The sequence below is a fragment of the Vallitalea okinawensis genome (assembly GCF_002964605.1).
GTDB classification, from domain to species: domain Bacteria; phylum Bacillota; class Clostridia; order Lachnospirales; family PQDH01; genus Vallitalea_A; species Vallitalea_A okinawensis.
In genome coordinates this window covers 334,612-360,247 of record NZ_PQDH01000003.1, presented here as the reverse complement: position 1 = coordinate 360,247, position 25,636 = coordinate 334,612, and the positions used below count along the sequence as shown (strand labels likewise).

General features: G+C 33.8%; 29 protein-coding genes. 25 read left to right on the top strand and 4 right to left on the bottom strand.

Annotated elements, in window-relative coordinates:
• Positions 1 to 60: 60 nt before the first annotated feature.
• The 3 genes from C1Y58_RS11180 to C1Y58_RS11170 all read right to left on the bottom strand — a co-directional run bounded on the left by C1Y58_RS11180 (position 61) and on the right by C1Y58_RS11170 (position 3,985).
• The gene (locus C1Y58_RS11180) at positions 61 to 1,281 is read right to left on the bottom strand and encodes a NupC/NupG family nucleoside CNT transporter (RefSeq protein ID WP_105616126.1); all 1,221 of its coding nucleotides are present in this window, start codon (positions 1,279 to 1,281) and stop codon (positions 61 to 63) included.
• A 105-nt stretch (positions 1,282 to 1,386) separates the two neighbouring features.
• Positions 1,387 to 3,141, bottom strand: a complete 1,755-nt coding sequence (locus C1Y58_RS11175) for a S41 family peptidase (protein ID WP_105616125.1) — start codon at positions 3,139 to 3,141, stop codon at positions 1,387 to 1,389.
• 124 nt (positions 3,142 to 3,265) lie between these two features.
• Positions 3,266 to 3,985: an MBL fold metallo-hydrolase gene (locus C1Y58_RS11170; RefSeq protein ID WP_105616124.1), complete on the bottom strand. Its 720-nt coding sequence runs from the start codon at positions 3,983 to 3,985 to the stop codon at positions 3,266 to 3,268.
• 130 nt (positions 3,986 to 4,115) lie between these two features.
• Here C1Y58_RS11170 and C1Y58_RS11165 point away from each other — a divergent pair, with 130 nt between their 5' ends.
• The 22 genes from C1Y58_RS11165 to C1Y58_RS11060 all read left to right on the top strand — a co-directional run bounded on the left by C1Y58_RS11165 (position 4,116) and on the right by C1Y58_RS11060 (position 19,682).
• Entirely contained in the window at positions 4,116 to 4,766 is a 651-nt protein-coding gene (locus C1Y58_RS11165; RefSeq protein WP_105616123.1) for a hypothetical protein, read from the top strand.
• A 186-nt stretch (positions 4,767 to 4,952) separates the two neighbouring features.
• Positions 4,953 to 5,345, top strand: a complete 393-nt coding sequence (locus C1Y58_RS11160) for a YjdF family protein (RefSeq protein ID WP_105616122.1) — start codon at positions 4,953 to 4,955, stop codon at positions 5,343 to 5,345.
• A 60-nt stretch (positions 5,346 to 5,405) separates the two neighbouring features.
• Entirely contained in the window at positions 5,406 to 6,884 is a 1,479-nt protein-coding gene (locus C1Y58_RS11155; protein ID WP_105616121.1) for a S41 family peptidase, read from the top strand.
• Positions 6,885 to 6,906: 22 nt separating this feature from the next.
• On the top strand, positions 6,907 to 7,368 hold the full coding sequence (locus tag C1Y58_RS11150; protein WP_105616120.1) for a GNAT family N-acetyltransferase: 462 nt from the start codon (positions 6,907 to 6,909) through the stop codon (positions 7,366 to 7,368).
• 35 nt (positions 7,369 to 7,403) lie between these two features.
• On the top strand, positions 7,404 to 8,243 hold the full coding sequence (locus C1Y58_RS11145; protein WP_105616119.1) for a PhzF family phenazine biosynthesis protein: 840 nt from the start codon (positions 7,404 to 7,406) through the stop codon (positions 8,241 to 8,243).
• A 52-nt stretch (positions 8,244 to 8,295) separates the two neighbouring features.
• Positions 8,296 to 8,820, top strand: a complete 525-nt coding sequence (locus C1Y58_RS11140; RefSeq protein WP_105616118.1) for a cysteine hydrolase family protein — start codon at positions 8,296 to 8,298, stop codon at positions 8,818 to 8,820.
• Between the two features lie 32 nt (positions 8,821 to 8,852).
• Positions 8,853 to 9,329: an ASCH domain-containing protein gene (locus C1Y58_RS11135; protein ID WP_105616117.1), complete on the top strand. Its 477-nt coding sequence runs from the start codon at positions 8,853 to 8,855 to the stop codon at positions 9,327 to 9,329.
• Complete coding sequence (locus tag C1Y58_RS11130; protein WP_105616116.1) at positions 9,326 to 9,904, top strand: DJ-1/PfpI family protein; 579 nt, start codon at positions 9,326 to 9,328, stop codon at positions 9,902 to 9,904. The genes C1Y58_RS11135 and C1Y58_RS11130 overlap by 4 nt, the downstream gene beginning before the upstream one ends.
• A gap of 73 nt (positions 9,905 to 9,977) precedes the next feature.
• The gene (locus C1Y58_RS11125; protein WP_242985390.1) at positions 9,978 to 10,703 is read left to right on the top strand and encodes a class I SAM-dependent methyltransferase; all 726 of its coding nucleotides are present in this window, start codon (positions 9,978 to 9,980) and stop codon (positions 10,701 to 10,703) included.
• A gap of 46 nt (positions 10,704 to 10,749) precedes the next feature.
• Complete coding sequence (locus tag C1Y58_RS11120; protein ID WP_105616115.1) at positions 10,750 to 11,802, top strand: hypothetical protein; 1,053 nt, start codon at positions 10,750 to 10,752, stop codon at positions 11,800 to 11,802.
• 153 nt (positions 11,803 to 11,955) lie between these two features.
• On the top strand, positions 11,956 to 12,933 hold the full coding sequence (locus C1Y58_RS11115) for a substrate-binding domain-containing protein (protein WP_157950052.1): 978 nt from the start codon (positions 11,956 to 11,958) through the stop codon (positions 12,931 to 12,933).
• A 63-nt stretch (positions 12,934 to 12,996) separates the two neighbouring features.
• Positions 12,997 to 13,554, top strand: a complete 558-nt coding sequence (locus C1Y58_RS11110; RefSeq protein WP_105616113.1) for a DUF3267 domain-containing protein — start codon at positions 12,997 to 12,999, stop codon at positions 13,552 to 13,554.
• Between the two features lie 39 nt (positions 13,555 to 13,593).
• Positions 13,594 to 14,391 carry a GNAT family N-acetyltransferase gene (locus tag C1Y58_RS11105; protein WP_105616112.1) on the top strand — a complete coding sequence of 266 codons (798 nt, stop codon included), beginning with the start codon at positions 13,594 to 13,596 and terminating at the stop codon, positions 14,389 to 14,391.
• 77 nt (positions 14,392 to 14,468) lie between these two features.
• A complete protein-coding gene (locus C1Y58_RS11100; protein WP_105616111.1) occupies positions 14,469 to 14,900 on the top strand; it encodes a hypothetical protein in 432 nt (143 codons plus the stop codon).
• 203 nt (positions 14,901 to 15,103) lie between these two features.
• Positions 15,104 to 15,655, top strand: coding sequence for a GNAT family N-acetyltransferase (locus C1Y58_RS11095; RefSeq protein ID WP_105616110.1), 552 nt, complete (start codon positions 15,104 to 15,106; stop codon positions 15,653 to 15,655).
• Positions 15,656 to 15,682: 27 nt separating this feature from the next.
• Complete coding sequence (locus C1Y58_RS11090; protein ID WP_105616109.1) at positions 15,683 to 16,255, top strand: 2'-5' RNA ligase family protein; 573 nt, start codon at positions 15,683 to 15,685, stop codon at positions 16,253 to 16,255.
• Positions 16,230 to 16,481, top strand: coding sequence for a TfoX/Sxy family protein (locus C1Y58_RS11085; RefSeq protein ID WP_105616108.1), 252 nt, complete (start codon positions 16,230 to 16,232; stop codon positions 16,479 to 16,481). The genes C1Y58_RS11090 and C1Y58_RS11085 overlap by 26 nt, the downstream gene beginning before the upstream one ends.
• Positions 16,482 to 16,510: 29 nt before the next feature.
• Entirely contained in the window at positions 16,511 to 17,332 is an 822-nt protein-coding gene (locus C1Y58_RS11080; protein WP_105616107.1) for a GNAT family N-acetyltransferase, read from the top strand.
• Between the two features lie 80 nt (positions 17,333 to 17,412).
• Positions 17,413 to 17,730: a putative heavy metal-binding protein gene (locus C1Y58_RS11075; protein ID WP_105616106.1), complete on the top strand. Its 318-nt coding sequence runs from the start codon at positions 17,413 to 17,415 to the stop codon at positions 17,728 to 17,730.
• Positions 17,731 to 17,803: 73 nt separating this feature from the next.
• Positions 17,804 to 18,589, top strand: a complete 786-nt coding sequence (locus C1Y58_RS11070; protein WP_105616105.1) for an alpha/beta fold hydrolase — start codon at positions 17,804 to 17,806, stop codon at positions 18,587 to 18,589.
• A 21-nt stretch (positions 18,590 to 18,610) separates the two neighbouring features.
• Positions 18,611 to 19,042: an NUDIX hydrolase gene (locus C1Y58_RS11065; RefSeq protein WP_105616104.1), complete on the top strand. Its 432-nt coding sequence runs from the start codon at positions 18,611 to 18,613 to the stop codon at positions 19,040 to 19,042.
• A 55-nt stretch (positions 19,043 to 19,097) separates the two neighbouring features.
• Entirely contained in the window at positions 19,098 to 19,682 is a 585-nt protein-coding gene (locus tag C1Y58_RS11060) for a class I SAM-dependent DNA methyltransferase (protein WP_105616103.1), read from the top strand.
• 250 nt (positions 19,683 to 19,932) lie between these two features.
• Here the strand turns inward: C1Y58_RS11060 and C1Y58_RS11055 are convergent, their stop codons facing one another.
• Positions 19,933 to 20,895 (bottom strand): calcium/sodium antiporter, encoded by a 963-nt coding sequence (locus C1Y58_RS11055; RefSeq protein WP_105616102.1) that lies wholly within the window; start codon positions 20,893 to 20,895, stop codon positions 19,933 to 19,935.
• Positions 20,896 to 21,270: 375 nt separating this feature from the next.
• Here C1Y58_RS11055 and C1Y58_RS11050 point away from each other — a divergent pair, with 375 nt between their 5' ends.
• The 3 genes from C1Y58_RS11050 (at position 21,271) to C1Y58_RS11040 (ending at position 25,607) form a co-directional block, all read left to right on the top strand.
• A complete protein-coding gene (locus tag C1Y58_RS11050; RefSeq protein WP_105616485.1) occupies positions 21,271 to 22,479 on the top strand; it encodes an anaerobic sulfatase maturase in 1,209 nt (402 codons plus the stop codon).
• A gap of 147 nt (positions 22,480 to 22,626) precedes the next feature.
• On the top strand, positions 22,627 to 23,628 hold the full coding sequence (locus C1Y58_RS11045; protein WP_105616101.1) for a LacI family DNA-binding transcriptional regulator: 1,002 nt from the start codon (positions 22,627 to 22,629) through the stop codon (positions 23,626 to 23,628).
• Between the two features lie 173 nt (positions 23,629 to 23,801).
• Positions 23,802 to 25,607, top strand: coding sequence for an L-fucose isomerase (locus C1Y58_RS11040; RefSeq protein WP_105616100.1), 1,806 nt, complete (start codon positions 23,802 to 23,804; stop codon positions 25,605 to 25,607).
• Positions 25,608 to 25,636 lie beyond the last annotated feature (29 nt).

The following is a 25,636-nucleotide window of genomic DNA, read 5'->3' as shown; positions in this document are numbered from 1 at the left end:
TAATTAATATAGCTCGGGGTTACTTATTATGGTGATTGGAGTCTTTGGCTTTATTGAATATTATATTAAGATACCAGCAACAGTTGCTGTCATGAAGGCAGCCAGAGATCCGCCTATTAAGGATCTGATGCCTAGTTTAGCAATATCAGATCTTCTCTCAGGAGCTAAGGAACCGATTCCACCTACCTGAATACCAATAGAACTGAAATTAGCAAAACCACATAAAGCATAGGTTAAAATAGTAATTGTTCTTGGTTCTAAAGCATTATTCTTAATGAGCTCACCTAAACTTGCGTAGGCAAAAAATTCGTTAATAACAACTTTTTGGCCTAATAAGTTTCCAGCTTCTACAGCATCGCCAAGAGGGACACCCATGACATAAGCTAATGGTGAAAATAAACGACCAAGAATCCATTCAAGACTTAAAAAGTCCATACCAATTAGAGTACCTACCCAGCCTATAAGGGCATTAACTAAGGCAACAATGGCAATGAAAGATAATAACATAGCACCAACGTTAAGAGCAAGTTTTAAACCTTCACTTGTTCCTCTTGCAGCAGCATCGATAACATTAGCATCTAGTTCATCCATCTTAATATTTACTTTTCCTTTTGTAACAGGAGTTTCTACTTCGGGTACCATAATCTTTGAAATGATTAAACTTGCAGGCGCTGACATAATACTCGCGGCTATTAAGTGTCCAGCTTCAACACCCATTGTCACATAACCAGCCATAACACCACCAGCTACTGTAGCCATTCCACCTGTCATAACAGTTAATAGTTCTGATTTTGTCATAGATTTGATAAAAGGTTTTATAACAAGTGGAGCTTCCGTTTGACCAACAAAAATATTTGCAGCAGCTGATAATGATTCAGCACCACTAGTACCTAATAATTTTGACATAACCTTGGCTAAAACAACTATAATTTTTTCCATAATACCTAGATGGTATAAGACAGCCATAAGTGCTGAGAAAAATATGATAGTCGGTAAAATTTGCAATGCAAATATGAACCCAAAACTTTCTGTGTTCAATAAATCACCAAATAAAAAGGCAGTACCTTCTTTTGTGAAGTTCAGAAGTTGAGTTACTAAGTCATTCAATACTTCGAAGGCTGCTTGTCCTGGTTGCCATTTTAAAATCAAGAGGCCGAAAACAATTTGCATGGCTACACCAGTGATAACTAATTTCCAATTGATTTTTTTCTTGTTATCTGATATTAAATAAGCAATTAAGATCATTACTAATAGTCCAAATAAACTTATAATTTTCTCCATGATGTCATCCCTTTCTAGTCAATCATATGTATAAGCCTTTCCTCATACACACACTCGTACTATTTTAGTAGATGCAATTTAAAAAATCAATTGGAAATATATTGGTTAATCTATTTTTTCGTTCTCAATCTTTTGAAATTCATTAAGCTGTAATTCGAAGGGAATGTCTCTATCACTGTAGGAAAGTATACCTTTTATCGTGTAACTAATTATCTTGTCATCCTTTTGAATACCATAAATTTCTGTTATTGTAACATCTTTATATTGTCCATATACGGATAACTGCTCCGTTCTGCTGTCAACAAATGCTGATAACATTTCCTCAGTAACATTTTTTTTATTATCTTCGCTGATTAATTCTAACAAAGTATCACAATCACCATTATCATTACTTGTATAGTATATTTCTGCTACATTAATGAGAGATTGATAAGTTATTTCACTAAATTCCTCGATATGCTTAATGTTCTTTCCAACACCTTGATCTTGAGGATCATACAGTTGATCATAATCTTCTATGATAAATTCTTTAGCAAATTCTATAACAGTATCTTTATTGTTGACTTCATCATCAATAGACTGTATAAGTTCAAGGTGTGGGATAACACCTGTAACGATTTCCTTACCATTTGGGCGTGTTAAGAATTTGGATGATACACAATAATTAAGATCAGTATAAGGTAAATTAGAAAAATAAATATTTCCAAATTGGGAGGCTAAGCCACCTGTTTCTTCACCTATAAGGATACCTAGATTATAATCTTTTATGGTTGATGCAAACATACTAGATGCAGAGAAACTTCTTCGATTAGTAAGCACACATACATGACCATTAAATCGATTACTTATGTCAGGCAAATAAGTAAAACTTCCTTCTTTGACAATGATGTCTCCAATATCACCATATCGCATATTCACTTGTTCAGAGACTTTTATATCTATTCTACTAACCTGTGAGAATGGTTGATCGTAGATATAGGATATTAATAAATTACCTAGGCGATCAGTACCTCCTGGATTATCCCTAATATCGATAATAAGATTTGTTATCTGATTATCTTTGATGACTTGAAACATTTCCTCGAGTAAAAGCTGAAAGGAAGCATAATCCCTAAATCTGTTAATATCCAAATAACATGTGTTATTTTCTAAAATTTTAAAAGTGTGCATATTATCCAAGTCTAATAGTTGATCAAAATAGGCTTTAACGATATCCTTTGAAACACCTTCAACATTCTCTGTTAAAGTGAAATTATTATAAGTATAGGTGATTTCATAATCATCGCCCATGCCATAAACTAAATTTAAAAGGTTATAGAACTCTTCTTCAAGATAAACTTCTTTATATGCATCTCTCATCCCTGGCATGTAATCCATTAAAGTATTAAGGATATCTGTGGTCTTAATACCGTTAATGGATACAATATTTGAGCCCGTTGGAATATTGATATTTTCATTAAGAACTTCTATGGTAGTCATTTGGTTATCTCTAACTTCAATAACTAATGGAAATTGCTTATTGTTAATAGAGGCTAAGTAAGAATCTGTTAAACCGATGGCAGTATGACCGTCATGAAGTAGATTAATCAAAGGTGCGACAGTTTTATAGAATTCAATTCCACTCATTGGCTGGTCTATTTTAGACTGAACAACATTGAGTTCACGATAAAACATATCTTTTCCTATGTATGCATATGGATTAGGATGAACTTCTTCGATTGTATGAACTAAAAATTTTAGATCATCGTGTAACTGACTCACAGGAAATTGTTCATTCAATTCAGCAGCTGTCGATATACTGGTTGTGGTGGTGCAGAAAATAAATGTTAATACAGATAAAAATAAAGTTAACGTTCTCATTCAAATATCCTCCATGTGTATAATTATTTACCCTCATTATAATTTCAAAGCATAAGAGTTTTCCATCGCTTTAGGTTACATTTTACAAAAGTATGTGACAATTTTGTAACCTATAAAAGAACCCCTATATAAGAAGTTCTTTCGCATTGTTAAAACCATATTGCTTAATGAGGTCGTCATTTAATAAAGAGTCCAAATGCATACAATAAACTTGCTTTCGTTTATCAGATGGAATGATTTCAGCTAACTTACCGATATATAGATGAGCTGTTTCACCGCTCTTATAACCTGTAACATCTTGATAAAGTATTTGAATATTACTTTTCAGGAATGCCTCTATTATACTAGGAGGGATGCTATTACTATCACCACTATAATAAATGGATTGTTGCTGATAAGAAAGTAGATAACCACAACATAAGCCAATGTTGTTGCTGTGTTTTGTTTGATAAGGGGTAAGATTTAAATCACTAAAGTCACTATTGATATTGTAAGGTGACGATAGGGGGATGCTCCTTGCGTCGCAGACATGTTGATTAACACCGGTTATTTGAAAAAATTCTGGAATTTTAATTGTTTCAGGGTAAATGATAACTGGACGGAGCTTTAGTATATACCAACAATAAAAGATCAAGTCAGGAAGAGAACCTACATGATCTGTATGCATATGTGTTATAAGAATATAAATCTTTTTTACACCTGATAATAGATTATTTTTAACTATTTGAGAAAATACAGAGCTACCGCAGTCTATTAGCAAAAAAGAACTACCTTTTCTCATATAAGCACTAGTATTACCTAAAAGTGGATTTAAACAAGAGCCAACACCTAAAAATTTAAGCATGAAAGGACACCCCAAAGTAAATTCTATTATGACTTAGTTTATAGAATATGCGATTTCTATAATTGCTATACCATGTATAGATATCACTTGATTATTGTAAATTCAAGCTATATAATGGAAGTTAGGTGAAATGGTACCATTCATTTGTAATCAGAAGAAGTCTTGGGAGGTGATTAAAGTAGCATCAAGAATCATACATTTAGTTATTTCTAAGAAGGTAAGTCAAAATTTTGATTTCGATGCCCTAAAATTCAGTGTTGGTAACTTGCTTCCAGATTGTCATGAAAGAAATAATGAGGCTAAATATATGTCTCATTTTCGTATTAGAAATAGTCAATTTAATAGTAAGAGATTACTGGATTATAAAGAGTTTGCTAATAAATATTCAAATTACATAAAAGATGAAGTATATCTAGGATATTTCTCACATTTGATTTCAGATGAAATATGGTTAAAAGGTATTTATTCAAAATACATGCTTGATGAGAACTATTGTATTAAAGAAGAGAATAGAGGTACCTATTATAAAGATTATGGAAGATTGAATAGTTATTTAATACATAAGTTCCAGCTTAAAAATGATATAAAGCAAATAGATCCAGTAACTATTAATGAAATTGATCATAGCAAGATAAGTGATCTGTTAATAGGTCTAGATAGTGATTTTGATAAAAATGAATCGACTACTTGTGAGCTTAAGTTATTTAGTGAAAGTGACATACTGAACTACATTGAAGAAGCTGCAGATTGCGTTACTGATAAGATAAAAAAAGTATTGTAAGGAAGTAAGAAGAAATTATTAGTAAGTTATCTAAATCATTGTAACTGTTAATAGATACATGCTACGAATAGGTAACAATATTGAGTGATAGAAACACAGTACCGGTTGGTAGTTCGGTCCTATCGATAAGATAGCAGTAACCTTCCCTCCTCGGGTCGTCCATTCCTCAATAATTATTAATTAACCATCTCCTTTGAAAAACCTTTTTGGATAGGTATTTTTGAAAGAAAAGATGGAACTAATTATGAGGTCGCTCGAATGGTTTTTGGTTCAGAGCCAAAAGATTATGAAGTCTATGATTTCATTTTAAAGCATTATCACCAATTAAAATACTCTCTACAGATACCAATAGAAGAGGTAGTTGAAAAGAAAATTAATCCTAAAAGATTACAAAGAACCATTAACAAAGAAGTAGGGAATAGGGGAATAGGCACAAAAGCTCAACAAACTATCAGTTTACAAAGAGAAGCCTCGAAATTAAAGAAAAGAAAGCTTAGAAAAGATTATAAAGAAGTAGTTAAAAAAAGAAAGTTTGAATTAAAGCTGCAGAAGAAAAAGAAAAAACATAAAGGTCACTGATAATTGCTTTAAAAGGTAAATGAGAAAGTGACCAATTAGAAAGGTTCGGGTTCATTAAGAATGAGGGGAAAAAAGAAATTAATTATTTTTCTGTCATCAGTTCTAATAATTGCAATTTTAGTCTTATTATTTATTACATTAGCTATGGATAGAGGTTATGGTATCAATCAAAGAGAGGCTGTTTATTTGAACCATCTTGAAGAGGATATAAGCTCCTTATCAAAACAGGAACAGTTTATCATTGATTTTGACTTTTTATACAAAGAGTTAAAAGAGAATTATATACTCTTCGATTATAAGCAAGAGGCATTAGAGCTAAACTTAGAAGATGAATATCAAAAGTATAAAGAACAAGTAGTCAATGCCGTAAATGATCGACAGTTTTATAGGATATGTCTTCAATTTATAGGTCTTTTTAAAGATGGACATATGAACTTTAATACCTCTAACTACGATACCAGATACGCTATTAGAAGTAAAATTAATACAGATTACACGCAGCTTTTTGATTATAAAGTTATTGAAGGTCGACCAATCATTATAGCTGCTCAAAAGAGTTTTGATATAGTTGGTTGGGAAATAATTTCTTTGAATGGAATTCCCTTTACTGAGGTTGAAAGTAATATAAAAAAAGTTATGAATCCACAGAGTCAAATCAATGGCGAAATTCTTTCATACTTTTCACTGTTCTATGAGACAATTCCAGATCAAGTGGATATACTTCTTAAGAATAAAGAAGGAGCTCAGAAAACAGTAACTATTGACTTCCAAAAGAAATACACCATCGATAAGGAAAAGGGTAGCGAGAATATTAATTTTGGCTATTATCATGAAAATGATTTACCTAGCTATAATATACTTGATAAGAACATTGGCTATATCCTTATACCTTCTTTTGCTACTAGTCCTAAAGACATAATTAGGCAATTTGAAAAAATAGTCTTGAAGTTAGAAGAAGCGGATGTTAATGGTGTTATCATAGATCTAAGATATAATGGTGGAGGAAATGAGTCATTTAGAGATATTCTTGGGTATTTAACGGATAATGAAATCGATATATGTAATTTTAGATATAAGAAAACTGAGAGGTTTATGGATATTTATTATTTTAGAACGATAGCAGAATCTCAAAGACATACTAAGAGTAGAGATGCTGAAGAGGGCTATAGTCCATGGTGGACTTGGAGAATTCTGCCTAATGACAACCAATATCTCAATACATTGCCAGTAGTTATACTGTCCAATGAGTATACTTATAGCTCTTCAGATAGCTTTATAAGTGCCTGTTTGGAATATGATTTAGGGACTGTGATATCAAATAGGGTTGTGTTATCAGGAGGAGGTCTTCCTACAACAGTATCATTACCGAGTAAGAATTATCAAGTTAGCTATGGAATGTGGGAAGGTTGGTCCAGCGATTTTTCTTACCAAACGGAGGGAAAAGTGATGGAGCCTGATTTATTGGCTTTTCAATCTCTAGATGACTATTATAAGGATATTGATACCTTTGTTGAAAAGGCATTAGAGATTCTAAAGTAACAATTATAATGGAGGGGTTGTATTGGATACTAAGGCTATTTCAATTAGACCATATGAAAAAAGTGATGCTATAAAAGTATCCCATATAATAAGAGATAATCTCATAAAAGTAAATAGTAAAGACTACCCAGAGACGGTTATTAATTATATGACTAAGTTGTATACACCTGAATACGTAACTTTGCTGTCAGAAGATAGAGATATGTATGTTGCTTATGAAGAGAATGTTGTAGTAGGCACGGTTAGTTTAGAAGGGGATACCCTATATGCCTTATTTGTTGACGTAAAATATCATGGGCGAGGTGTTGGAAGAAAGCTACTGGAGTTTATTGAAAACATTGCTAGCAGTAATGGCATTAAAACTGTCCAATTACCTGCAAGCTTAACAGCCTATCAGTTTTATCAGAAATATGGTTATATACCTGTACAAGAGATTGAATCAGAGGAGTTTGGTAAAGCGTGTATAATGAAAAAAGATCTTTAAGCTTTTGATTTAGGTCAATTAAAGAGGTGAGCGTTATGTCTGAAATTTTTCGATTGCGTTCTTTTACTAAGAATAATAGAGGCGGTAACCCGGCAGGCGTTGTTTTAAATGCAGATCACTTAAATGATGATGCTATGCGTAAAATTGCTTCAGAAGTTGGTTATTCCGAGACAGCTTTCGTCATGGACTCAAATAAAGCAGACTTTAGAGTGAGATTTTTTACCCCTGTTGAAGAGGTAGACCTTTGTGGGCATGCTACCATAGCAACCTTTAGTCTACTAAGAGAACGAGGAATCATTGGTCAAGGATGTTATCAACAAGAAACAAAGGCAGGAATATTGAAAATAGTCATTGATGAGCACCACTTGGTCTATATGGAACAAAAGAAGCCACAGTTTCTTGAAACACTTAATAAGAATGAGTTATTGAGTTGCTTTGACTTGAATGATGAGTTAATCGATAATGATTTACCTATACAAGTAGTATCCACAGGAATAAGGGATATATTTTTGCCCATTAGAGATTTACATCTTCTTACGAACATGCAACCTCATTATAATAATATTAGTCAATTGAGCAGACAATATAATGTTACTGGAATACATGCTTTTACTTTAGAAACTAAAGAAGAAGCAAGTGCACATTGTAGAAATTTTGCACCACTGTATGGTATTGATGAGGAATCTGCAACGGGTACATCTAACGGTGCACTCGCCTGCTATCTAAGTAAGTACAAAGATAAGTTTCTTGTAAAAGATTACGTATTTGAACAAGGCTATAGTATGGGTCAACCTTCAGAAATAAGGGTAAGACTTAAATTACATGAAGATAATATTTCTGAAGTTGTTGTAGGTGGTTGCGCATCGATCTTATGATATAATAGAAGTTAGTATTTTATTAAATATTTAATTAAAGGTGGTTATTGAGATGGGTAATAGCGCATTAGTAATAATTGATGTACAAGTTGGGATATTTAATATTGCCAATTATCCGATTTATAATGAAAAAGAATTATTAGAAAACATTAAAAAACTTATCATGGAAGCTCGTGAAAAGGAAATTCCAATTATATATGTACAACATCATCATGATGAAGGTGGTATTCTACAGTATGGTTCTGAGGTTTGGCAAGTACATCAAGATATTAAACCCAAGGAAGGCGATATTATTGTTCATAAAAATAAACCAGATTCCTTCCAAGATACTACACTGAAAGACGAGCTGGAGCAGAGAAATATAAGTCATTTAATAATGACTGGACTTCAAACAGAATATTGTGTTGATACAACATGTAGACGTGCCTTTTCATTAGGCTATGATGTTAGTTTAGTTAAGGATGGTCACAGTACTATAGATAGTACATTAAAAGCGTCTCAAATCATTGAACATCATAATAAAGTTCTTGGTGACTGGTTTGCAGATGTTAAGTTAACAGAGGAAATAAAATTTTAGTCAAAGTATAAACATTATTAGGAGGCAACGACATGGACAAAGAGCATCAATCAGTACAGAAAATGTGGAGAGCATATCTTGATGCAATTAATGATGATAAATTCAATAGAGAGTATGAAGCATGGCATTTCTGCAATGATGAAGAGAGTGCAAATCATCTAGCTGAGTTAGTTAAATCAGGAGTTAAAATTGCTACATCATCGTTACACTATTGGTATAGTATGGAAGACGAAGAAATACCACAAATAGGTGACCTGAGTATTATAACCAATTGGGATGGCGAGGCTCAGTGTATTATTGAAACAGTAAATGTAAATATTGTACCTTTTAAAGAAGTACCAGAAGCCTTTGCTTATAAAGAAGGTGAAGGAGATAGAAGTCTAAATTATTGGAGAAAGGTACATAATCAATTCTTTGAAGAGGAACTTAAAGAAGTGAAGAGGGCTTTCTCAGAAGATATGCTAGTAGTATGTGAGGAATTTAGAGTAGTGTATGGAGGGGTAAAGTGAAAATACTCATGTATTTAGCTCAAGGAGTAGAATTAATAGAAATGAGTGCTTTTGTCGACGTTATTGGTTGGCATAAGCACTATTTAAAAGGTGATATCAATGTAATCACTTGCGGTAGAGCCAAAGAAGTACTTACTACATTTAATATTCCGCTAAAAGTAGACAGATTGCTAAATGATATAGACGTTAGGGAATATGAGGCATTAGCTGTACCAGGCGGTTTTGGTGATTATGGTTTTTACAAAGATGCTTATCAGGAAGATGTACTCCAATTAATAAGGGAATTTAATGCCCAAGGAAAAATAATAGCTTCTATATGCGTAGGAGCTCTACCTTTAGGTAAAAGTGGTATACTTAATAATAGAAGTGCTACAACATATCACCTTATGGGTGGTAGAAGGCAGAAAGAATTAATGCAATATAATGTAACAGTAATCAATGAACCAGTTGTAGTAGATCAAAATATTATAACATCCTGGTGTCCATCAACGGCTATTGACGTTGCATTTAAATTAGTTGAAATGCTGACTACGATTGATAATGTCAATCAACTTAAGACTATTATGGGTTATTAATTAATTAGCAAATAGGATAATATAGCTTAAATAAAGCGTATACTACATAGGCAAGGGGGAGATTTTGTTGAAAGTGAATTATAATGAACTTTCTAAAAAGTATGACAATGTGAGAGAATCAGACGTTGAGTTAATAAAGATGTTTCTTGATGAAGTTAATATGAATGCTAACAGTAAAATTTTAGACTTTGGTTGTGGAACTGGTAACTATATGAATAGTTTTCACAAGTTAACTGACGCACAGATCTACGGATTAGAACCTTCTGATGGTATGCGACAGAAAGCCATCAGAAAGAATCCTAATCTAATCATCACAAAGGGTAATCATGAAAAAATCCCTTATAATGATGACTTTTTTGATTTTGTTTATATGACTGATGTCATACATCACGTATTAGACCTCAAACTGATGTTTAAAGAAATAAGACGAGTTCTTAAAGAGTCAGGAAAGTTATGTATCATTACTCAATCACATTCACAAATTGAGAAGAGGTTTTATGCTTCTTATTTCCCATCAACCATTGATGTGGACAAAGAGAGATATCCTGATATCGATGAGATCCAACAAAAAGCCGAAGAAAGAAAGTTTAAGTGGTTAAAGAATGTGGAAAAACATAGAGGTAGAGGAAAGTTAATTACACCAGAGTTTATAAAATTGGTGGAGGATAAAGGATTTTCAATGCTTCATCTAATACCTGAAGGTGAATACATAAAAGGATTGGCAGATTTAAAAGCAGATGCTGGGAAAGAAAATGAGTTGACTACCGCAGGTAGTATGTTGGTATGGTTTGAGAAATAAAAGGAGATTGGATATTATCTATTAAAACAAATAAGGAGTTACACTAATGAGACGAAAAGCTTTAATTGCAGAAATGATGAAACGACAGTGCCTAAGTAACCAAATAGGAACAAAAGAAGATTATAAAAAACTTTTTAAGAAAATGCAGCCAGTAGCACCTAGGTATTTTAGTCGTCCCGGAGAAGCACCAAGCTTAGTACATAGAGCTAAATTTGATGATATTGCTCTTAACGATGACTTGCGGGGGAAAAGGATGATTGTAAAAGGTCGCTTTCAAGGTGGTAGTGTAGGTTATGTTTATGCAGAAAATATGGAACTTTATATGGCTGCATTCAAGAAAGATATGGGTATTATGACGTTTGAAGAAGCTCGCATACTTGATATACTTAAACAAGAAGGTCCACTAACAAGCAAGCAATTAAAAGAGATGACAGGTATGCTTAATAAAGAAATCATGCCTATATTGCATAAACTTCAAAAGGCTTTCATGGTATATGAAGATCAGATAGACGATGATTGGGAACGCGGGTGGTATGTTTTCGAGAATGAGTGGCAAGGTATTACTCCAAATCGATATACAAAAACAGATGCTATTTCTAAAATGATAATGGACTTTTTATATCTGAATGTCTTTGGTACAATTGATGGTATGAAGAGTTGGTTGAGATTACCCAAGAGAGATATTAAAGAAGCTATTGCTGATTTGGAAAAGAATAAGGTGATCACCTCTGTTGCTTTAGAAGACAGTGTTTATTGGATGCGCTCTGTAGATCTAAATTTAAAAGAAAGCGATGATATGACCATGGAACCATCAGTCTATGTTTTCCATAGATCAGACTTTTTGGTTAAATCACAAGAACATAATTTAAAAGAAAACTTCAAAGGTCTTGAGGTACTTCAGTATATTTTGATTGATGGCGAATTTAAGGGTGCTATCACCGGTCACTGGCGCCAAGGTCCCCATGATGTAGAGGATATCGTATTGAACCTAAATGATGAAGAAAGTGCAAAAAGAAAAGATGAAATTCTTGCGGCGGTATCTATCTTTTATGAACCACCATTTAGTCATATTAAGAAGTATAATGGAAAGGAAATATGAAATAGAGCTGGCTAAGATTACTTAGACGATAAGAAGTATAACTCCCCAATGTTTGTAAGACCTAGTTTGACATTATTAGAATTATTGATATAATTACAGTAGGGCTAAACGTTTAGCTTTAAAATCAATTTTAGTCAAACTTGGGGGGATAGGGTGAATAAAATAGTCAGTTTCATTCTGTTAATAAGTTGCGTTCTTTTGGTTTTATATTTAGTCATTGCTACACAAATTAATGGCGATGGAAATAATGAGAAAAAGATAGGTTTAGTTTTGAAAAGTGTTGAAGAAGATTTGGAGTTTTGGCAACTCGTTAAGATGGGTGCCGAAGTTGCTGCTGAAGAACTCAATATTAATCTTGAAATTCAAGGACCTACGGATGAATCGGATATTCATGGTCAAATAAGAATAATGGAGGATACTATTAAGACTCAACCAGATGCAATTATTTTAGCAGCATGTGACTATAAGTACTTGGTACCAGTTGCTGAAAAGGCTATAAAAGAGGAGATTACATTAATGACACTTGATTCAAATATTGCAGGTGGATTAGCTACCAGCTTTATTGCAACAGACAATGTCAATGCTACACGTGCTGTAGCTCATGAATTAGCTAAGTTAATCAAGGAAGAGGGAGAAGTTGCTGTAATAAGTTATGTGGAAGGTGCTTCAACTGCAATTGATAGAGAAAGTGGTTTTACAGAAGCTTTATCTGAGTATAAAAATATTAAAATTGTTGAGATTGCCTATAGTGATGGTTTAGAAGATAAGGCTTATGAAGAGACTAAGCGCATTATTAATAAGTATCCAAATTTGAAAGGGATTTTTGGAGCTAATGATCCATCAGCGCTGGGGGTAGCAAGAGCTGTAGAGGAATTAGGATTAGAAGGTGAAATAGTTGTTGTTGGGTTTGATTCATCCTTAGAGCAAATTCAGTATCTTGAGGATGATATTACGACAGCAATCGTTGTTCAGAGACCTTTTAATATGGGGTATATAGCTGTTAAGACAGCAGTAGACAGCCTTAGTGAAAAGGAGGTTGAATCCTATATTGATACTGGCTTTAAACTCATCAATAAGAAAACGATGCATGAAAAAGAGAATGAAAAATTACTCTTTCCATTTGTGAAATGATGGGATACTAGAGATAGATACATATGTTGACAAAGGATAAATGGGAAAGTAGGAAATAACTGAATGAATACTAATAAACGCGACATGACAATGTCAATAGATAAAGGTCAAATTGTAGGTACCATTGTCGGTATTATACCTAGTATGCTTGTTGTCATTCTTTATTATCAATTATGGAGAAAAGATATAACAGATGCATTACTCATATTTGATAATATTGTCATTGATATCTTACTTTATATTGCTATACTTGTAACATTGATTATTATTCATGAAGTTTTACATTGTGTAGGTTTTCTGACATGTAAAGAAGTTCAACTAAAAGATGTTAAAATAGATGTGTGGTGGAAGAAACTAACTCCTTTTGCAACCTGTTCGAAAGCAGTAGATATACGTACATATCGTTTTAGCATCATGTTACCAACAGTTATCTTAGGTATACTACCAGTTCTTTATGCACTATTGACTGGTAATAATTTTGTTATGCTTTATGCTATTATCATGCTTGCATCAGGAGGAGGAGATATGGCTGTTATGTGGATGTTAAGAAAAGAAAAAAGAGGAGTAACAGTTAAAGACCATCCGACTAAGATGGGATGTGAGTTATACGATAGCATATAAAAACGTCAAAGATACATAAGAGAAAAGGTGAAATTGTTAATGGATAAGAAGTTATTAGAAAAAATCAAAAATATGGCTTATAATTCTTTAATGTATGTTGATTTTGAAGATATAGAAGGTGCTAGAGTTTTTTTTAGTAATGAAAATTATGTTTTCTTAACAAAAGAAATTGGAGATCAATTACAAATCTTCTGGGGAGCAATCTCAAAGGAGGGTTTTATTAAAGGACTAAAGAAGCTCATTAATCAATCGGATCAAAAGAATTTTTATATTGAATTTATACCAGATGACTTTGAGGAAGAATTAAAGTTACTCGGATTCAGGATTGAAAGTGAATGGGTGGATTTTTGGATTAATGATCTAGATTCAGTTGAAATCAGCGAACCAAGTAAGAAAGTTAGAACATTAAAAGAAGAGGAATATAGTGAAGCTAGTCGTGTAACAAAAGCCTGTCAAGGAGAGTCAAGAGGATTTATAGGTGAAACGGGTCAATGGATTAAAGAATGGAATGGAAATGATAACTCTCATGTTTTAGTGGTAGAAGTTAATGATTACTTAGTAGGTATATGTTGTGTTAATCTCTATGGTTTTGAGAGTGAGAAAGGTCCTATTCTATGGATACGAGAAGTCGCTGTGGACCCAAATCACCAGTCTAAAGGTATAGGGCATTCTTTGCTTAATTACGCTATTCAATGGGGAAAGGATAATGGTGCCAGAAGAAGTTTTCTAGCTTGTGACGTTCAGAATGATAAAGCTATGAGCATTTACCAGAATTTTGGATACGAAAGTAATGAGGGAAGAGGACAAATTAATATGAAATATTGTTCCCAAGATTAATATCATATAAGTTAAAGACGCTGGAATGCCATGAATCAGATAGTAAAAATAATTGATGATGATGAGGTGGGATATTTATGAATAAATTAACTAGATGGTTAATCAGATTATTAATAGTTGTAGTTGGATTAATAGCAGTTATACTTCTTGTTAATATTAAGGGATCTGGGGAGAATGTTATTGATAGAGTCTTTATCCTTGGATTATTGGTCACCTTATTTAGTGTAGCAGGTATGGTAAAAGCCTCAAAATTTATGGGTGGACCTGTATCTTCAGCCACTAATGACAAAGGGAATGTTAATTTACATCAAGTAACATCCGCTTGTGAAGCTAATTATTCGACATCAAAACATATGGATAATAGGGCAGAATATTTGAGTAATGGTGGTTTCATTTTTGGGAAACCTAATGCATACTTAGTGACGATTGGCATATCACTCATCATTCTTAGTTGCTTAGCATATAGATATGAGTTTTTCTTTGAATTGTTAATAACGGAATCATTTTAATGCTTATAGAGATATAAGATTGATCTACTTCAGAAGATATGAAAAGGACTTTAGGTCCTTTTCTTGTTTTAAATACCAATAATAGTTGACTCTGTTAAAGGAAAACATTACAATGATTAGTAGAAAGAACTCATGTGATGAATGCAACACAAAAGCAAAATACGAATCAGTAAAGTATATTTTTACAGAAATGAGGGATGAAAATGGTCGAGAAATATGTTACAGAGCGTTTGGAACTACGTATATTAAAACCTGAAGATGCAAAGTTGGTTTTAGATTTTTATATTAGAAATAGAGAATTTCTTCAGCCATGGGAGCCTCTTAGGGATGAAAGCTTTTTTACTCTTGAACAACAGAAAGAAATGTTAGAAATGGAATACAGTAAAATAAAGGCTGAAGAGTCTTTACGATTATGGATGTTTAAAAAAGGTGAGAAAAAAGCCATTGGTAATATTGGGTTTAGTAATATAGTTAGAGGTGTTTTTCAATCCTGTCATTTGGGTTATAAGCTGGATGGAGCAGCAACAGGTAATGGTTATATGAATGAAGCGCTTGTAAAAGGAATTGAACTAGCTTTTAATGATCTGAAACTTCATCGTATTGAAGCGAATATCATACCAAGAAATCATGCGTCGATACATGTAGTGGAAAAGTTAGGGTTCCATGATGAAGGTTTAGCCAAGGAATATCTTAAAATAAACGATGTTTGGGAAGACCATATTCACTATACGCTTTTGAATAAAAACTTTAAGTAGTACATTATAAAATGCAGGTGATAAAGAATGGGGTATGCTGTAGAATTATATTTTGATGAAGATAGTGAAAAAATTATTAAGGATATTTGGCAAGTCCTTTATGAGAAAAATGTAAGCAAGTTCATGTATGAGTCCAATAGTAGACCACATATTACTTTAGCAGTATATAATGACTCATTGACTGATTTAATAACCTTCCAAAAATATGTTGAAACATTTGCAAGTGGCTTGAGGCTGTTTGAGCTCAATTTATCTCATATAGGTATCTTTAATACAGATGAAGGTGTTGTGTTTTTAGGACCAAAAGTTTCTGAGGGACTTCTTCTTATACATAAGCGGTTTCATGAAGCAATGAAAGCATATGAAGAATATGTCTGGCCGTACTATCAGCCCAATCTATGGGAACCACATTGTACTTTGGCCATTGACCTCAGTAAACCAGATGTACTAAAGTGTATTGAGATAATGAGTAAAGACTTTAAGCCAATGATAGTCAGGATTGAAAAAGTCGGTCTTATCAAGTTTAAACCCATTGAATATTTGAGTGAATGGGAAATAGAAGGAGGTACAGGTAATGAGTCAATTAAACCAACTTCCTAATATAGGTAGTATCTTAGAGAACAAGCTTATAAGTGTAGGTGTGAAAACATCAGAGGATTTGATAAAACTTGGTAGTAAAGAAGTATTTAATAGAATTAAGTTGAATGATCCAGAAGCATGCTTGAATAGCCTTTATGCTATAGAAGGCGCTGTTCAAAGTAGAAGGTGGCATGATCTGACAAAAGAAGAGAAGAGAGAGCTTCGGGACTATTATCAAAGCTTATAATATATATAATAATTCTGGGGGAATAACTAATGATGGAGCTAAAAAAAGAACAATTTCATAGAATAGAGCATATGTTATCAGTTGATAAATGTAATTTAGAAATCAAGTCAGTTATTGCATTAAATAATCCTGGTAAGGTATATGTTGATAATGCTAGAGAACCAAAATCTGCAATCATTTGGTCCAAGGGGATAGGGGGCTATTATCTGATTGGAGAAGAAAATAATCCATCTTTTGTAAAGGGGCTCAGTCAATATTTCGATGAGGTTATAATTCCGCAATCACAGGATTTAGATTATAATAATATTGAAATCAGTGGTACAAGTGAGATATGGGATGATATATTAGAAATGACATTTGATAACAGAGCGGGTTATCATAAATCATATCAATACGTGTATCAATTTCAAGGTCTTAAAGATCAAGAAGTAAAAAGACCACCTTTATTGGATGGTGCTGAAGTCAAACGTGTTGATGGACATTTCCTTACTTCCGATGTTAACAATATAGATTTTGTTAAGAATAATATCTTGGAATGGTGGGCCAGCCTCGATTTATATCTCGAAAAAGGTATCGGGTATTGTATTGTATATGATAGCAAAATAGTAGCCAGTTGTGTAACGAGTTTTATGGCAGGTGATGAGATGGAATCTCATATTGAAACAGTTGAAGACTATCAAAGAAAAGGCTTTGCTAAATATCTTATATATGAGTATCTTAAAGATTGTAAAAATAAAAATTTAATTCCTTATTGGGACTGTATGGCAACTAACATAGGATCATACAAGACTGCAGAATGGCATGGGTACAAAAAAGCCTTTGAATATCCGTTATTTACATTTGCTATATAGTAATGAAGAGAAGAATAGTTTATTATTAAATAACAAGAATAAGCTAATGATTAATAAATATTTAAGATGGAGGGAATAAAATGATTGTAACTACTACACCAACTGTTGAAGGTAAAAGTATCAAAGAGTATAGAGGTGTTGTTTTTGGAGAAGTTATAACAGGTGTCAACTTTGTAAAGGACTTCGCAGCAGGTTTGACCAATTTCTTTGGAGGTAGATCCAATTCCTATGAAGGTGAATTGATTGAGGCTAGACAGACAGCTTTAAGAGAATTAGAAAATAGGGCTATGAAGGTAGGGGCAAACGCTGTTGTAGGTGTTGATATTGATTATGAAGTACTAGGTCAAGGGAATATGTTAATGGTGACAGCATCGGGAACAGCTGTAGTATGTGAATAGTGTTTAACAATTAACCCCTGGTGAAGGCTAGGGGTTAACTCATGAAGTTATATCAAGAAGAAAGAGGTGTTATATGGAGAGATATAGATGTTATGGAGACTCACCCTATCAAATAGTTGTCGTTCATGGGGGGCCTGGTGCTCCTGGTTCTGTTGCACCTATATGTAAGCTGCTTTCAAAGGATTTTAGTGTTATTGAACCTTTCCAATCGGCTGATACCGTAGAAGGACAGATTGAAGAATTGAGAGCCATTATTCAAGAGGTTGCCGATAAACCAATAACTTTAATTGGCCACTCATGGGGGGCTTGGCTGGTTTATTTATTAGCTGCATCTAACCCCGACTTAGTCAAAAAAGTAATCTTAGTCGGCTGTGGGGCTTTTGAACAAAAATATGTTAAAGAGATGAACGCTACACGGAATTGTCGTTTTTCAGAAGAAGATCAAATGCTGTTGAATCAGCTTCAAAAAAGATGGTCAGAAGTAGACAGTCTACAGGAAGAAAAAATTATCTTTGGGCAGTTTGGAGAAATTATGTCTAAAGCTGAAACATTCAAACCTATTGAAATATCCGCTAATGATACCATTGATTATCAACCAGAAATCTACAATAAAGTCATGCCTGAGATGTTAAAGCTGCGTCAGAATGGAGATTTATTAAATAAAGGTAGTGAAATTCAATGTCCAGTCTTAGCTATTCACGGTAAATACGATGCTCATCCTTATAAAGGGGTCATTGAACCGCTTAAGAAAGTAGTTAGTGATTTTGAATATATTCTACTTAAGGATTGTGGCCATTATCCTTGGAATGAAGTACTAGCGCATGATAAGTTTTTTGAGATACTCAAAGAGGTTATTTGATAATATACAAAGGGGGACAAAATGTTAAAAGTTGATTTTTATGAGTTAGGAAAAATAACAGAAGAAAAACTAAAATACGTCGTTATTCAGTCTCAATATCAAAATCAGTGGGTTCTTGTACGACATAAACAACGTGATACATGGGAAATTCCTGGAGGGCATATTGAAGAGGGAGAAAGTGCAAGTCAAGCGGCTTCAAGAGAGTTATTTGAGGAGACAGGAGCTAAGGCATTTGAGTTAATCCCTGTTTGTACCTATTCAGTTACAAGAGGTGAGGAGCAGTCTTACGGTCAATTATTCTATAGTAAAATAACTACTTTAGTTGAATTACCAGATTCAGAAATTGCTGAAATTAAGTTTTTTAAAAAGTTACCTCCTAACTTAACTTATTCACAAATCCAACCTCACTTGCATCATCAAGTAATAGATTTTATAAAGGATAGATCTAATTAATCTTCTATAACTAAATTAAAGTTTTGCTAATGTATTTTACTTGAAAGGAAAAAGCATGAAAATTATTAACGAGAAAGAGCATTTTAATAAAAATCATCAATCATGGCTACGCCAACCAGATGATCATGAGAAAAAAATCATAAAAGACATGCTCAATAAATTAAATATAGATGAAAATTCTAAAGTACTTGATATTTGCTGTGGTTCAGGTATTCTTTATCCATATCTGAGATTTAAAAGCATAAAGAAGTACATAGGGCTAGACATTTCTGAGAAACTACTTCAGAGCTTTAAGCTGTGTTTTCATGAAGTTGAAACGATCTGTGAAGACTTTGACCAACCCTTTAAACTGGATCAATGCTTCAATAGGATACTCATTTACAATAGTATTCCACATTTTGAGAACCTAGAAACTGTGTTTAGTAATGTAAGAACTCTACTAGCAGATGGAGGGACATTTGCAATAGCCCATGCGCGTTCTAGACAAGGTCTAAAAGAGCACCATCAACGTATTGGCTATAGCTTGGGAAGAGATGCTATTCCTACAGATTTAACCTTAAAGCAGCTATGTCATCAAAATGGTTTCAAAAATATAAGAATTGAAGATGAAAACTACTTTTATTTTAGTGTAGGAAAGTAATGCGTTTTGCTCGCAAGGGACCATACTTTCCTGCACATACTTGAAACGTGACGTTAGTCACTTTTTTGTAGTGTAGGAAAGTAATGCGTTTTGCTTATAAAAGTAATAAAGCATCGAACCTCATTACTTTTGATACATATCGTTACACGAAATGATCAAGCAAGGAACCATACTTTCTCGTAGTTGTGATAGGTAAACCGAAAGCCCGATACAAGTCAATGTATCGGGCTTTAATCAATCTTGACAATACTTATGCCACATAAAAGGTAAGACCAATATAAAGTGCATAGGTAGCGACCATAATAAATCCTGTTAAACGGCTAAAATAACCTTTCTTACTAAAGGTAGCTAAAATAGGTATACATACAATGAGTATAACGAATGGTAGATGCATTGTTAAATAGCTTGGCTCAATATTAATTGGTAAAATAGTTGTTGATAAAGCTATTACCAATAGAATATTCATTAAGTTAGCACCAATGATATTACCTAATGATAAGTCACCAGCTTTTTTAACAAATGCTGTTATAGCAGTTACTAGTTCAGGTAAAGAGGTACCGAAAGCAGTTAGAGTTAATCCAATTACCACGTCTGGTACACCAAGGAGGCGGGCGATTTTCTCACCATTATCAACAAGTAAGTTAGCACCCCATATGGTTAATACTAAACCAATCACAAATAGAACAAGCATTCTCATGACAGTTGATTTACTTTTATCAATGGCTTCTTTTTCACCATCATAAGGCTTCTCCATAGCTACTTTGACATTTGAAATAAGATATAATAATAAGATACCTAGTAAGCCAAATCCAATAAAAAGAGGTAGTTCACCATAATAATATCCAACTCCCATTAATCCTAATAACAAGGAAATGAGTAATAACCCCTTCTTTTGGAAGTCTAATTTCTCATGAATTGATGGTTTTGATAAGAGAATTGTAATACCTAGTATAAAACCAGTATTACATGCAATAGAACCAATAGCATTACCGAAAGCAATATCTGCATTACCTTTCAAAGCAGAACTTGTTGAAACCATGGCTTCAGGCAAAGTAGTACATAAACTCACTAGAGTGGCTCCAATAATAATGTTGGGTACATTAAGTACCTTTGCCACCCAAATCGTTGAATCGATAAACCAATCACTACCTTTGATGATCATTATGAATCCGACAAAAAAGAGTATAAATGGTAGCAGTTGTTCAATGTCCATGAAAAATTCCCCCTTAGTTATTTGTGAAAGTCCTCTTATGTCTAGAGCTAGCGTAATTTTTCCAATATAAAAAAGACCTCCACTGTATGTGAATACAGTAAAAGTCTTGCTTTCATTGACCAGTCAATAAAGAATCTATTGACTACTATGTATCCAATGATTGTTGACCGGGATAAACCGTATTGACGACCAACAATGCAAATATTTGCCAGCTACTCCCTTTTACTACAATAATTATTATATGAAAAGAAGCAAAGAAAGTCAAGTTATAACTTCGGGGAGTTTTAACTATAATGGTCATAAGATTGTGTAAAATGTCTGTATGTGTTATAATGATATGATCAAAATTAGTTTATTTGTTAAAGGAGAATTTGTATGAGACCTTTCTCATTATTAATAAAACCATCATCTGCAGATTGTAATTTACGATGTGCTTATTGCTTTTACTTAGATCATGCATCAATGTATCCAGAAACCTATAAACATCGTATGTCTGACGAAGTATTGGAGCAAATGATTAAGAGCTATATGGCAACTGACCAGCCAGTATATTCCTTTGGATGGCAGGGTGGTGAGCCTACTTTGATGGGGACCGATTTTTTCAAGAAAGTTGTTAGTTTACAGAAGAAATATGCAAGGGGTAAACAGGTGAGTAATGGTCTTCAAACCAATGGTACCTTGCTAACTGATGATATGGCTAAGTTATTTAAAGAAAACAATTTTTTACTTGGAGTAAGTTTAGATGGACCTGAGTATATCCATGATCGCTATCGAGTAAACAAAGGTGATAGTGGAACTCATGCTAGTGTAATTAAAGGGATTGAAACACTCAAAAAACACCAAGTTGATTTTAATATTTTAACGCTTGTTAGCCAATCTAATGTAGGACATGCTAAAGAAGTGTATCATTATCTTACCGACAATGGACATTATTTTCACCAGTACATACCTTGTGTTGAATTTGATATACATGGTAAACATGTTCCTTACAGTATAACTGGTAAGCAATGGGGACAATTCTTAATCGACATATTTAACGAATGGAAGAAAGAAGATACCTATCGGGTATCTATACGACGTTTTGATGCTATATTATCATTTATGATACTGGGTCAAATTAATGTCTGTCCTATGAGTGGTAACTGTTGTCAATACTTTGTTGTCGAACATAATGGTGATATATTCCCATGTGATTTCTTTGTAGATAAAAAGCTTCAAGTAGGTAATGTTACAGCAGATAACTGGGAAGACATGCAAGACTCTCAGATTTATAAGCAGTTTGGATGTCAAAAGAATCAATGGAATAAGGCATGCCAAAAATGTGAGTATCTTTATTATTGCTCAGGAGACTGTCTGAAGCATAGAGTGTATGGCGATAATCAACCGGATCACATCAGCTGGTTATGTGAAGGTTGGAAGATGTTCTATGAAGCTACATTAGATGAGTTTCGAGCTATAGCAAAGGATTATATAAAGAATCATATGCATAATCAAAGTCCGATACTCTTTGAAAATAGACGTATTGACAGAAATGGACCTTGTTTCTGTGGAAGTGGAAAAAAGTATAAACATTGTCATGGATGATGACTGGAGAAGATAGTCTTGTAATGGGACTATCTTATTTTGGAATAGGGTTAATCTTTTTTTAAAAATAAATAAGGTTCTTGATTTTTTATCGCTGTAAAGATATAATATAGTAAACGATTACTATTACTTAAAGGAATGAGTAAGATGGCAACGATAAAAGACGTAGCAAAAGAAGCCAGGGTTTCCACAGCCACAGTCTCAAGAGTTTTGAATGGTAACTATCCTGTCAGTCAAGATGCAAAAGAAAAGGTTGAAAATGCGATTAAAGCTCTGAATTATCATCCTAATGCAGTAGCTAGAAGTTTAAAACAAAATAAGACGTATTTAATCGGTGTCTTAGTTCCTGATATTGCCAATCCTTATTTCATGGATTTGGCAAGAGGAATAGAGAGTGTGGTTAGTGTAGAAGGCTATAACTTGGTTTTTGGTAGTACTGATGAAGATGCATCGAAGGAAATGAATTTATTAAGAGTCCTCAACGAAAAGCGTGTTGATGCAGTAGTAGTTGCAACACGGCAAGAAAAACCTGATAAGATTAATGAGCTGATTAATCAAGGGTTAAATATCTTAATGGTAGATACATATATCAAAGATATCAAGTGTGATTATGTCGTTGAAGATGACTATGATGCTGCTTATAGACTTGTCAAACATTTAATTGAACATGGGCACACTCAGATAGCTATTGTTAATGGTTTACTCTCAGTGAGTACTTCACAACAGAGATTACGAGCTTATAAGGATGCATTAGAAGAATATGGGATTCCTATTAATGATAAATTTTTATTGCAAGGTGATTATAATAGAGAATGCTCATATCAATCCATGAAGCAATTACTAAAAGAAGAGGTATTACCAACAGCAATTTTTTCAACGAATAACATTATGACGGAGAGTGTTATGCTAGCAGCTAAAGAAGCAGGGCTCAGTATTCCAGAGGATCTTTCTTTAGTTTCATTTGGAAATATTACATTACCAGGTCTTATTGAACCTCAACTAACTTATATTAAGCAAAATTCATTTGAAATGGGAAAACGAGCAGGTAATTTGATACTGGATAAGCTCGATCATACTTTCTTTGAGTCAAAAGAACATATTATTCATCTTGATATGCAAGCAGGTGACTCAGTCAAAGACATGCATTAAACTGAATGAGTGGCAAGATTAAAGACATAATTTTACTATGAATTATCTTGTGGAGATTCAGATAGGAGTAGTTGTATTCCTATATTGGAATAGTAAACGTTTACTATAGGTATTCAAAGCACATCTTCAGTAGTTTTAGGAGATAGCATTAATTATATGAAGGAGGAGTTTTCATGAAAAAGAATGAACCAATTAGCAGACTTAATGGTGACATGCCTAAGATTGGTATTAGACCTACAATCGATGGAAGAAGAAGAGGTGTTAGAGAAAGTTTGGAAGACCAAACAATGGGGATGGCAAAAAGAGTTGCAGAATTTTTATCATCAAATTTAAGACATTCTAATGGTTTACCTGTCGAATGTGTTATCGCTGATTCAACAATCGGAGGTGTCTCTGAAGCTGCTCGTTGCGCTGATAAATTTGCAAGAGAGGGTGTAGGTGTATCGATTACTGTAACGCCATGTTGGTGTTATGGCGCAGAGGTTATGGATATGGACCCCTTTATGCCAAAGGCAGTATGGGGCTTCAATGGTACAGAAAGACCAGGAGCAGTTTTCTTAGCGGCAGTATTAGCAGGTCATGATCAAAAGGGATTGCCAGCCTTTGGAATCTATGGTCAAGATGTTCAAGATTCAGATGATGATACTATCCCAACTGATGTACAAGAAAAATTACTTCAATTTGCAAAAGCAGGTTTAGTTGTTGCTACTATGCGTGGAAAGTCTTATTTATCAGTAGGTGGCGTATCCATGGGTATTGCAGGTTCTATTGTAGATCCAAATTTCTTCGAAGACTACTTAGGTATGCGTTGTGAATACGTTGATATGTCAGAAGTAACAAGAAGAATTGATGAGAAAATCTATGACCATGAAGAATATGAACGAGCACTTGTATGGGTGAAAGAAAACTGTAAAGAAGGATCTGACCTTAACGCTGAAGACCTTCAAGCTACACGAGAAAGAAAAGATTTTGAATGGGAATATGTTGTGAAAATGACAATGATCATACGTGATTTAATGGTTGGCAATAAACGATTAGAAGAATTAGGTTTCGGTGAAGAGGCTGAAGGACATAATGCGATTGCTTCTGGTTTCCAGGGACAAAGACAATGGACTGATCACTTCCCAAATGGAGACTTCTCTGAGGCAATGTTAAACTCTTCTTTTGATTGGAATGGTATACGTGAAGCCTTTGTTGTAGCTACAGAAAATGATGCACTCAATGGTGTGCCCATGTTATTTGGTCATTTATTAACAGGAACTGCTCAAATCTTCTCAGACGTGCGTACATATTGGAGTCCAGAAGCAGTGAAGCGAGTAACTGGTAAAGAGTTAACTGGTAGAGCGGCAAATGGTATTATTCACCTTATCAATTCTGGATCAACTACACTTGATGGAACTGGTCAACAATCAGACGCTAATGGCGAGCCTATAATGAAGCCATTCTGGGATATTGCTGAAGAAGAGGCTGAAAGATGCTTAGATGCTACTTCATGGCGTCCAGCTGATCAAGGTTATTTTAGAGGTGGCGGTTATTCTTCATGCTTCTTAACTAAAGGTGGCATGCAATGTACAATGTCACGAATCAATCTTGTTAAGGGCTTAGGACCTGTATTGCAAATCGCAGAAGGGTATACAGTGGATATTGATGAAGATATCCATAAGGTTTTAGATGCAAGAACAAATCCTACTTGGCCAACAACTTGGTTTGTTCCTAACTTAACGGGTGATGGTCCTTTTAAAGATGTTTATTCTGTTATGAATGCATGGGGAGCTAACCATGGTGCTATCAGTTATGGTCATATTGGTGCAGATCTTATTACATTAGCCTCTATGTTAAGAATTCCTGTGGCAATGCATAATGTATCTGAAGAGAAGGTATTTAGACCAAAAGCGTGGGGTTCTTTCGGAGCATTAGATCCACAAGGAGCTGATTATAGAGCTTGTGATAATTTTGGAGCAATTTATAAAAAATATTAGAGATATAAATTAGAAAACTGACCGAGAGG

Bases quoted from the DNA above. Each gene is read 5' to 3' on its own strand.
- C1Y58_RS11180 (WP_105616126.1), bottom strand. From the start codon at position 1,281: ATGGAGAAAATTATAAGTTTATTTGGACTATTAGTAATGATCTTAATT.
- C1Y58_RS11175 (WP_105616125.1), bottom strand. From the start codon at position 3,141: ATGAGAACGTTAACTTTATTTTTATCTGTATTAACATTTATTTTCTGC.
- C1Y58_RS11170 (WP_105616124.1), bottom strand. From the start codon at position 3,985: ATGCTTAAATTTTTAGGTGTTGGCTCTTGTTTAAATCCACTTTTAGGT.
- C1Y58_RS11165 (WP_105616123.1), top strand. From the start codon at position 4,116: ATGGTACCATTCATTTGTAATCAGAAGAAGTCTTGGGAGGTGATTAAA.
- C1Y58_RS11155 (WP_105616121.1), top strand. From the start codon at position 5,406: ATGAGGGGAAAAAAGAAATTAATTATTTTTCTGTCATCAGTTCTAATA.
- C1Y58_RS11145 (WP_105616119.1), top strand. From the start codon at position 7,404: ATGTCTGAAATTTTTCGATTGCGTTCTTTTACTAAGAATAATAGAGGC.
- C1Y58_RS11140 (WP_105616118.1), top strand. From the start codon at position 8,296: ATGGGTAATAGCGCATTAGTAATAATTGATGTACAAGTTGGGATATTT.
- C1Y58_RS11135 (WP_105616117.1), top strand. From the start codon at position 8,853: ATGGACAAAGAGCATCAATCAGTACAGAAAATGTGGAGAGCATATCTT.
- C1Y58_RS11120 (WP_105616115.1), top strand. From the start codon at position 10,750: ATGAGACGAAAAGCTTTAATTGCAGAAATGATGAAACGACAGTGCCTA.
- C1Y58_RS11110 (WP_105616113.1), top strand. From the start codon at position 12,997: ATGAATACTAATAAACGCGACATGACAATGTCAATAGATAAAGGTCAA.
- C1Y58_RS11105 (WP_105616112.1), top strand. From the start codon at position 13,594: ATGGATAAGAAGTTATTAGAAAAAATCAAAAATATGGCTTATAATTCT.
- C1Y58_RS11100 (WP_105616111.1), top strand. From the start codon at position 14,469: ATGAATAAATTAACTAGATGGTTAATCAGATTATTAATAGTTGTAGTT.
- C1Y58_RS11095 (WP_105616110.1), top strand. From the start codon at position 15,104: ATGGTCGAGAAATATGTTACAGAGCGTTTGGAACTACGTATATTAAAA.
- C1Y58_RS11090 (WP_105616109.1), top strand. From the start codon at position 15,683: ATGGGGTATGCTGTAGAATTATATTTTGATGAAGATAGTGAAAAAATT.
- C1Y58_RS11085 (WP_105616108.1), top strand. From the start codon at position 16,230: ATGAGTCAATTAAACCAACTTCCTAATATAGGTAGTATCTTAGAGAAC.
- C1Y58_RS11080 (WP_105616107.1), top strand. From the start codon at position 16,511: ATGATGGAGCTAAAAAAAGAACAATTTCATAGAATAGAGCATATGTTA.
- C1Y58_RS11075 (WP_105616106.1), top strand. From the start codon at position 17,413: ATGATTGTAACTACTACACCAACTGTTGAAGGTAAAAGTATCAAAGAG.
- C1Y58_RS11070 (WP_105616105.1), top strand. From the start codon at position 17,804: ATGGAGAGATATAGATGTTATGGAGACTCACCCTATCAAATAGTTGTC.
- C1Y58_RS11065 (WP_105616104.1), top strand. From the start codon at position 18,611: ATGTTAAAAGTTGATTTTTATGAGTTAGGAAAAATAACAGAAGAAAAA.
- C1Y58_RS11060 (WP_105616103.1), top strand. From the start codon at position 19,098: ATGAAAATTATTAACGAGAAAGAGCATTTTAATAAAAATCATCAATCA.
- C1Y58_RS11055 (WP_105616102.1), bottom strand. From the start codon at position 20,895: ATGGACATTGAACAACTGCTACCATTTATACTCTTTTTTGTCGGATTC.
- C1Y58_RS11050 (WP_105616485.1), top strand. From the start codon at position 21,271: ATGAGACCTTTCTCATTATTAATAAAACCATCATCTGCAGATTGTAAT.
- C1Y58_RS11045 (WP_105616101.1), top strand. From the start codon at position 22,627: ATGGCAACGATAAAAGACGTAGCAAAAGAAGCCAGGGTTTCCACAGCC.
- C1Y58_RS11040 (WP_105616100.1), top strand. From the start codon at position 23,802: ATGAAAAAGAATGAACCAATTAGCAGACTTAATGGTGACATGCCTAAG.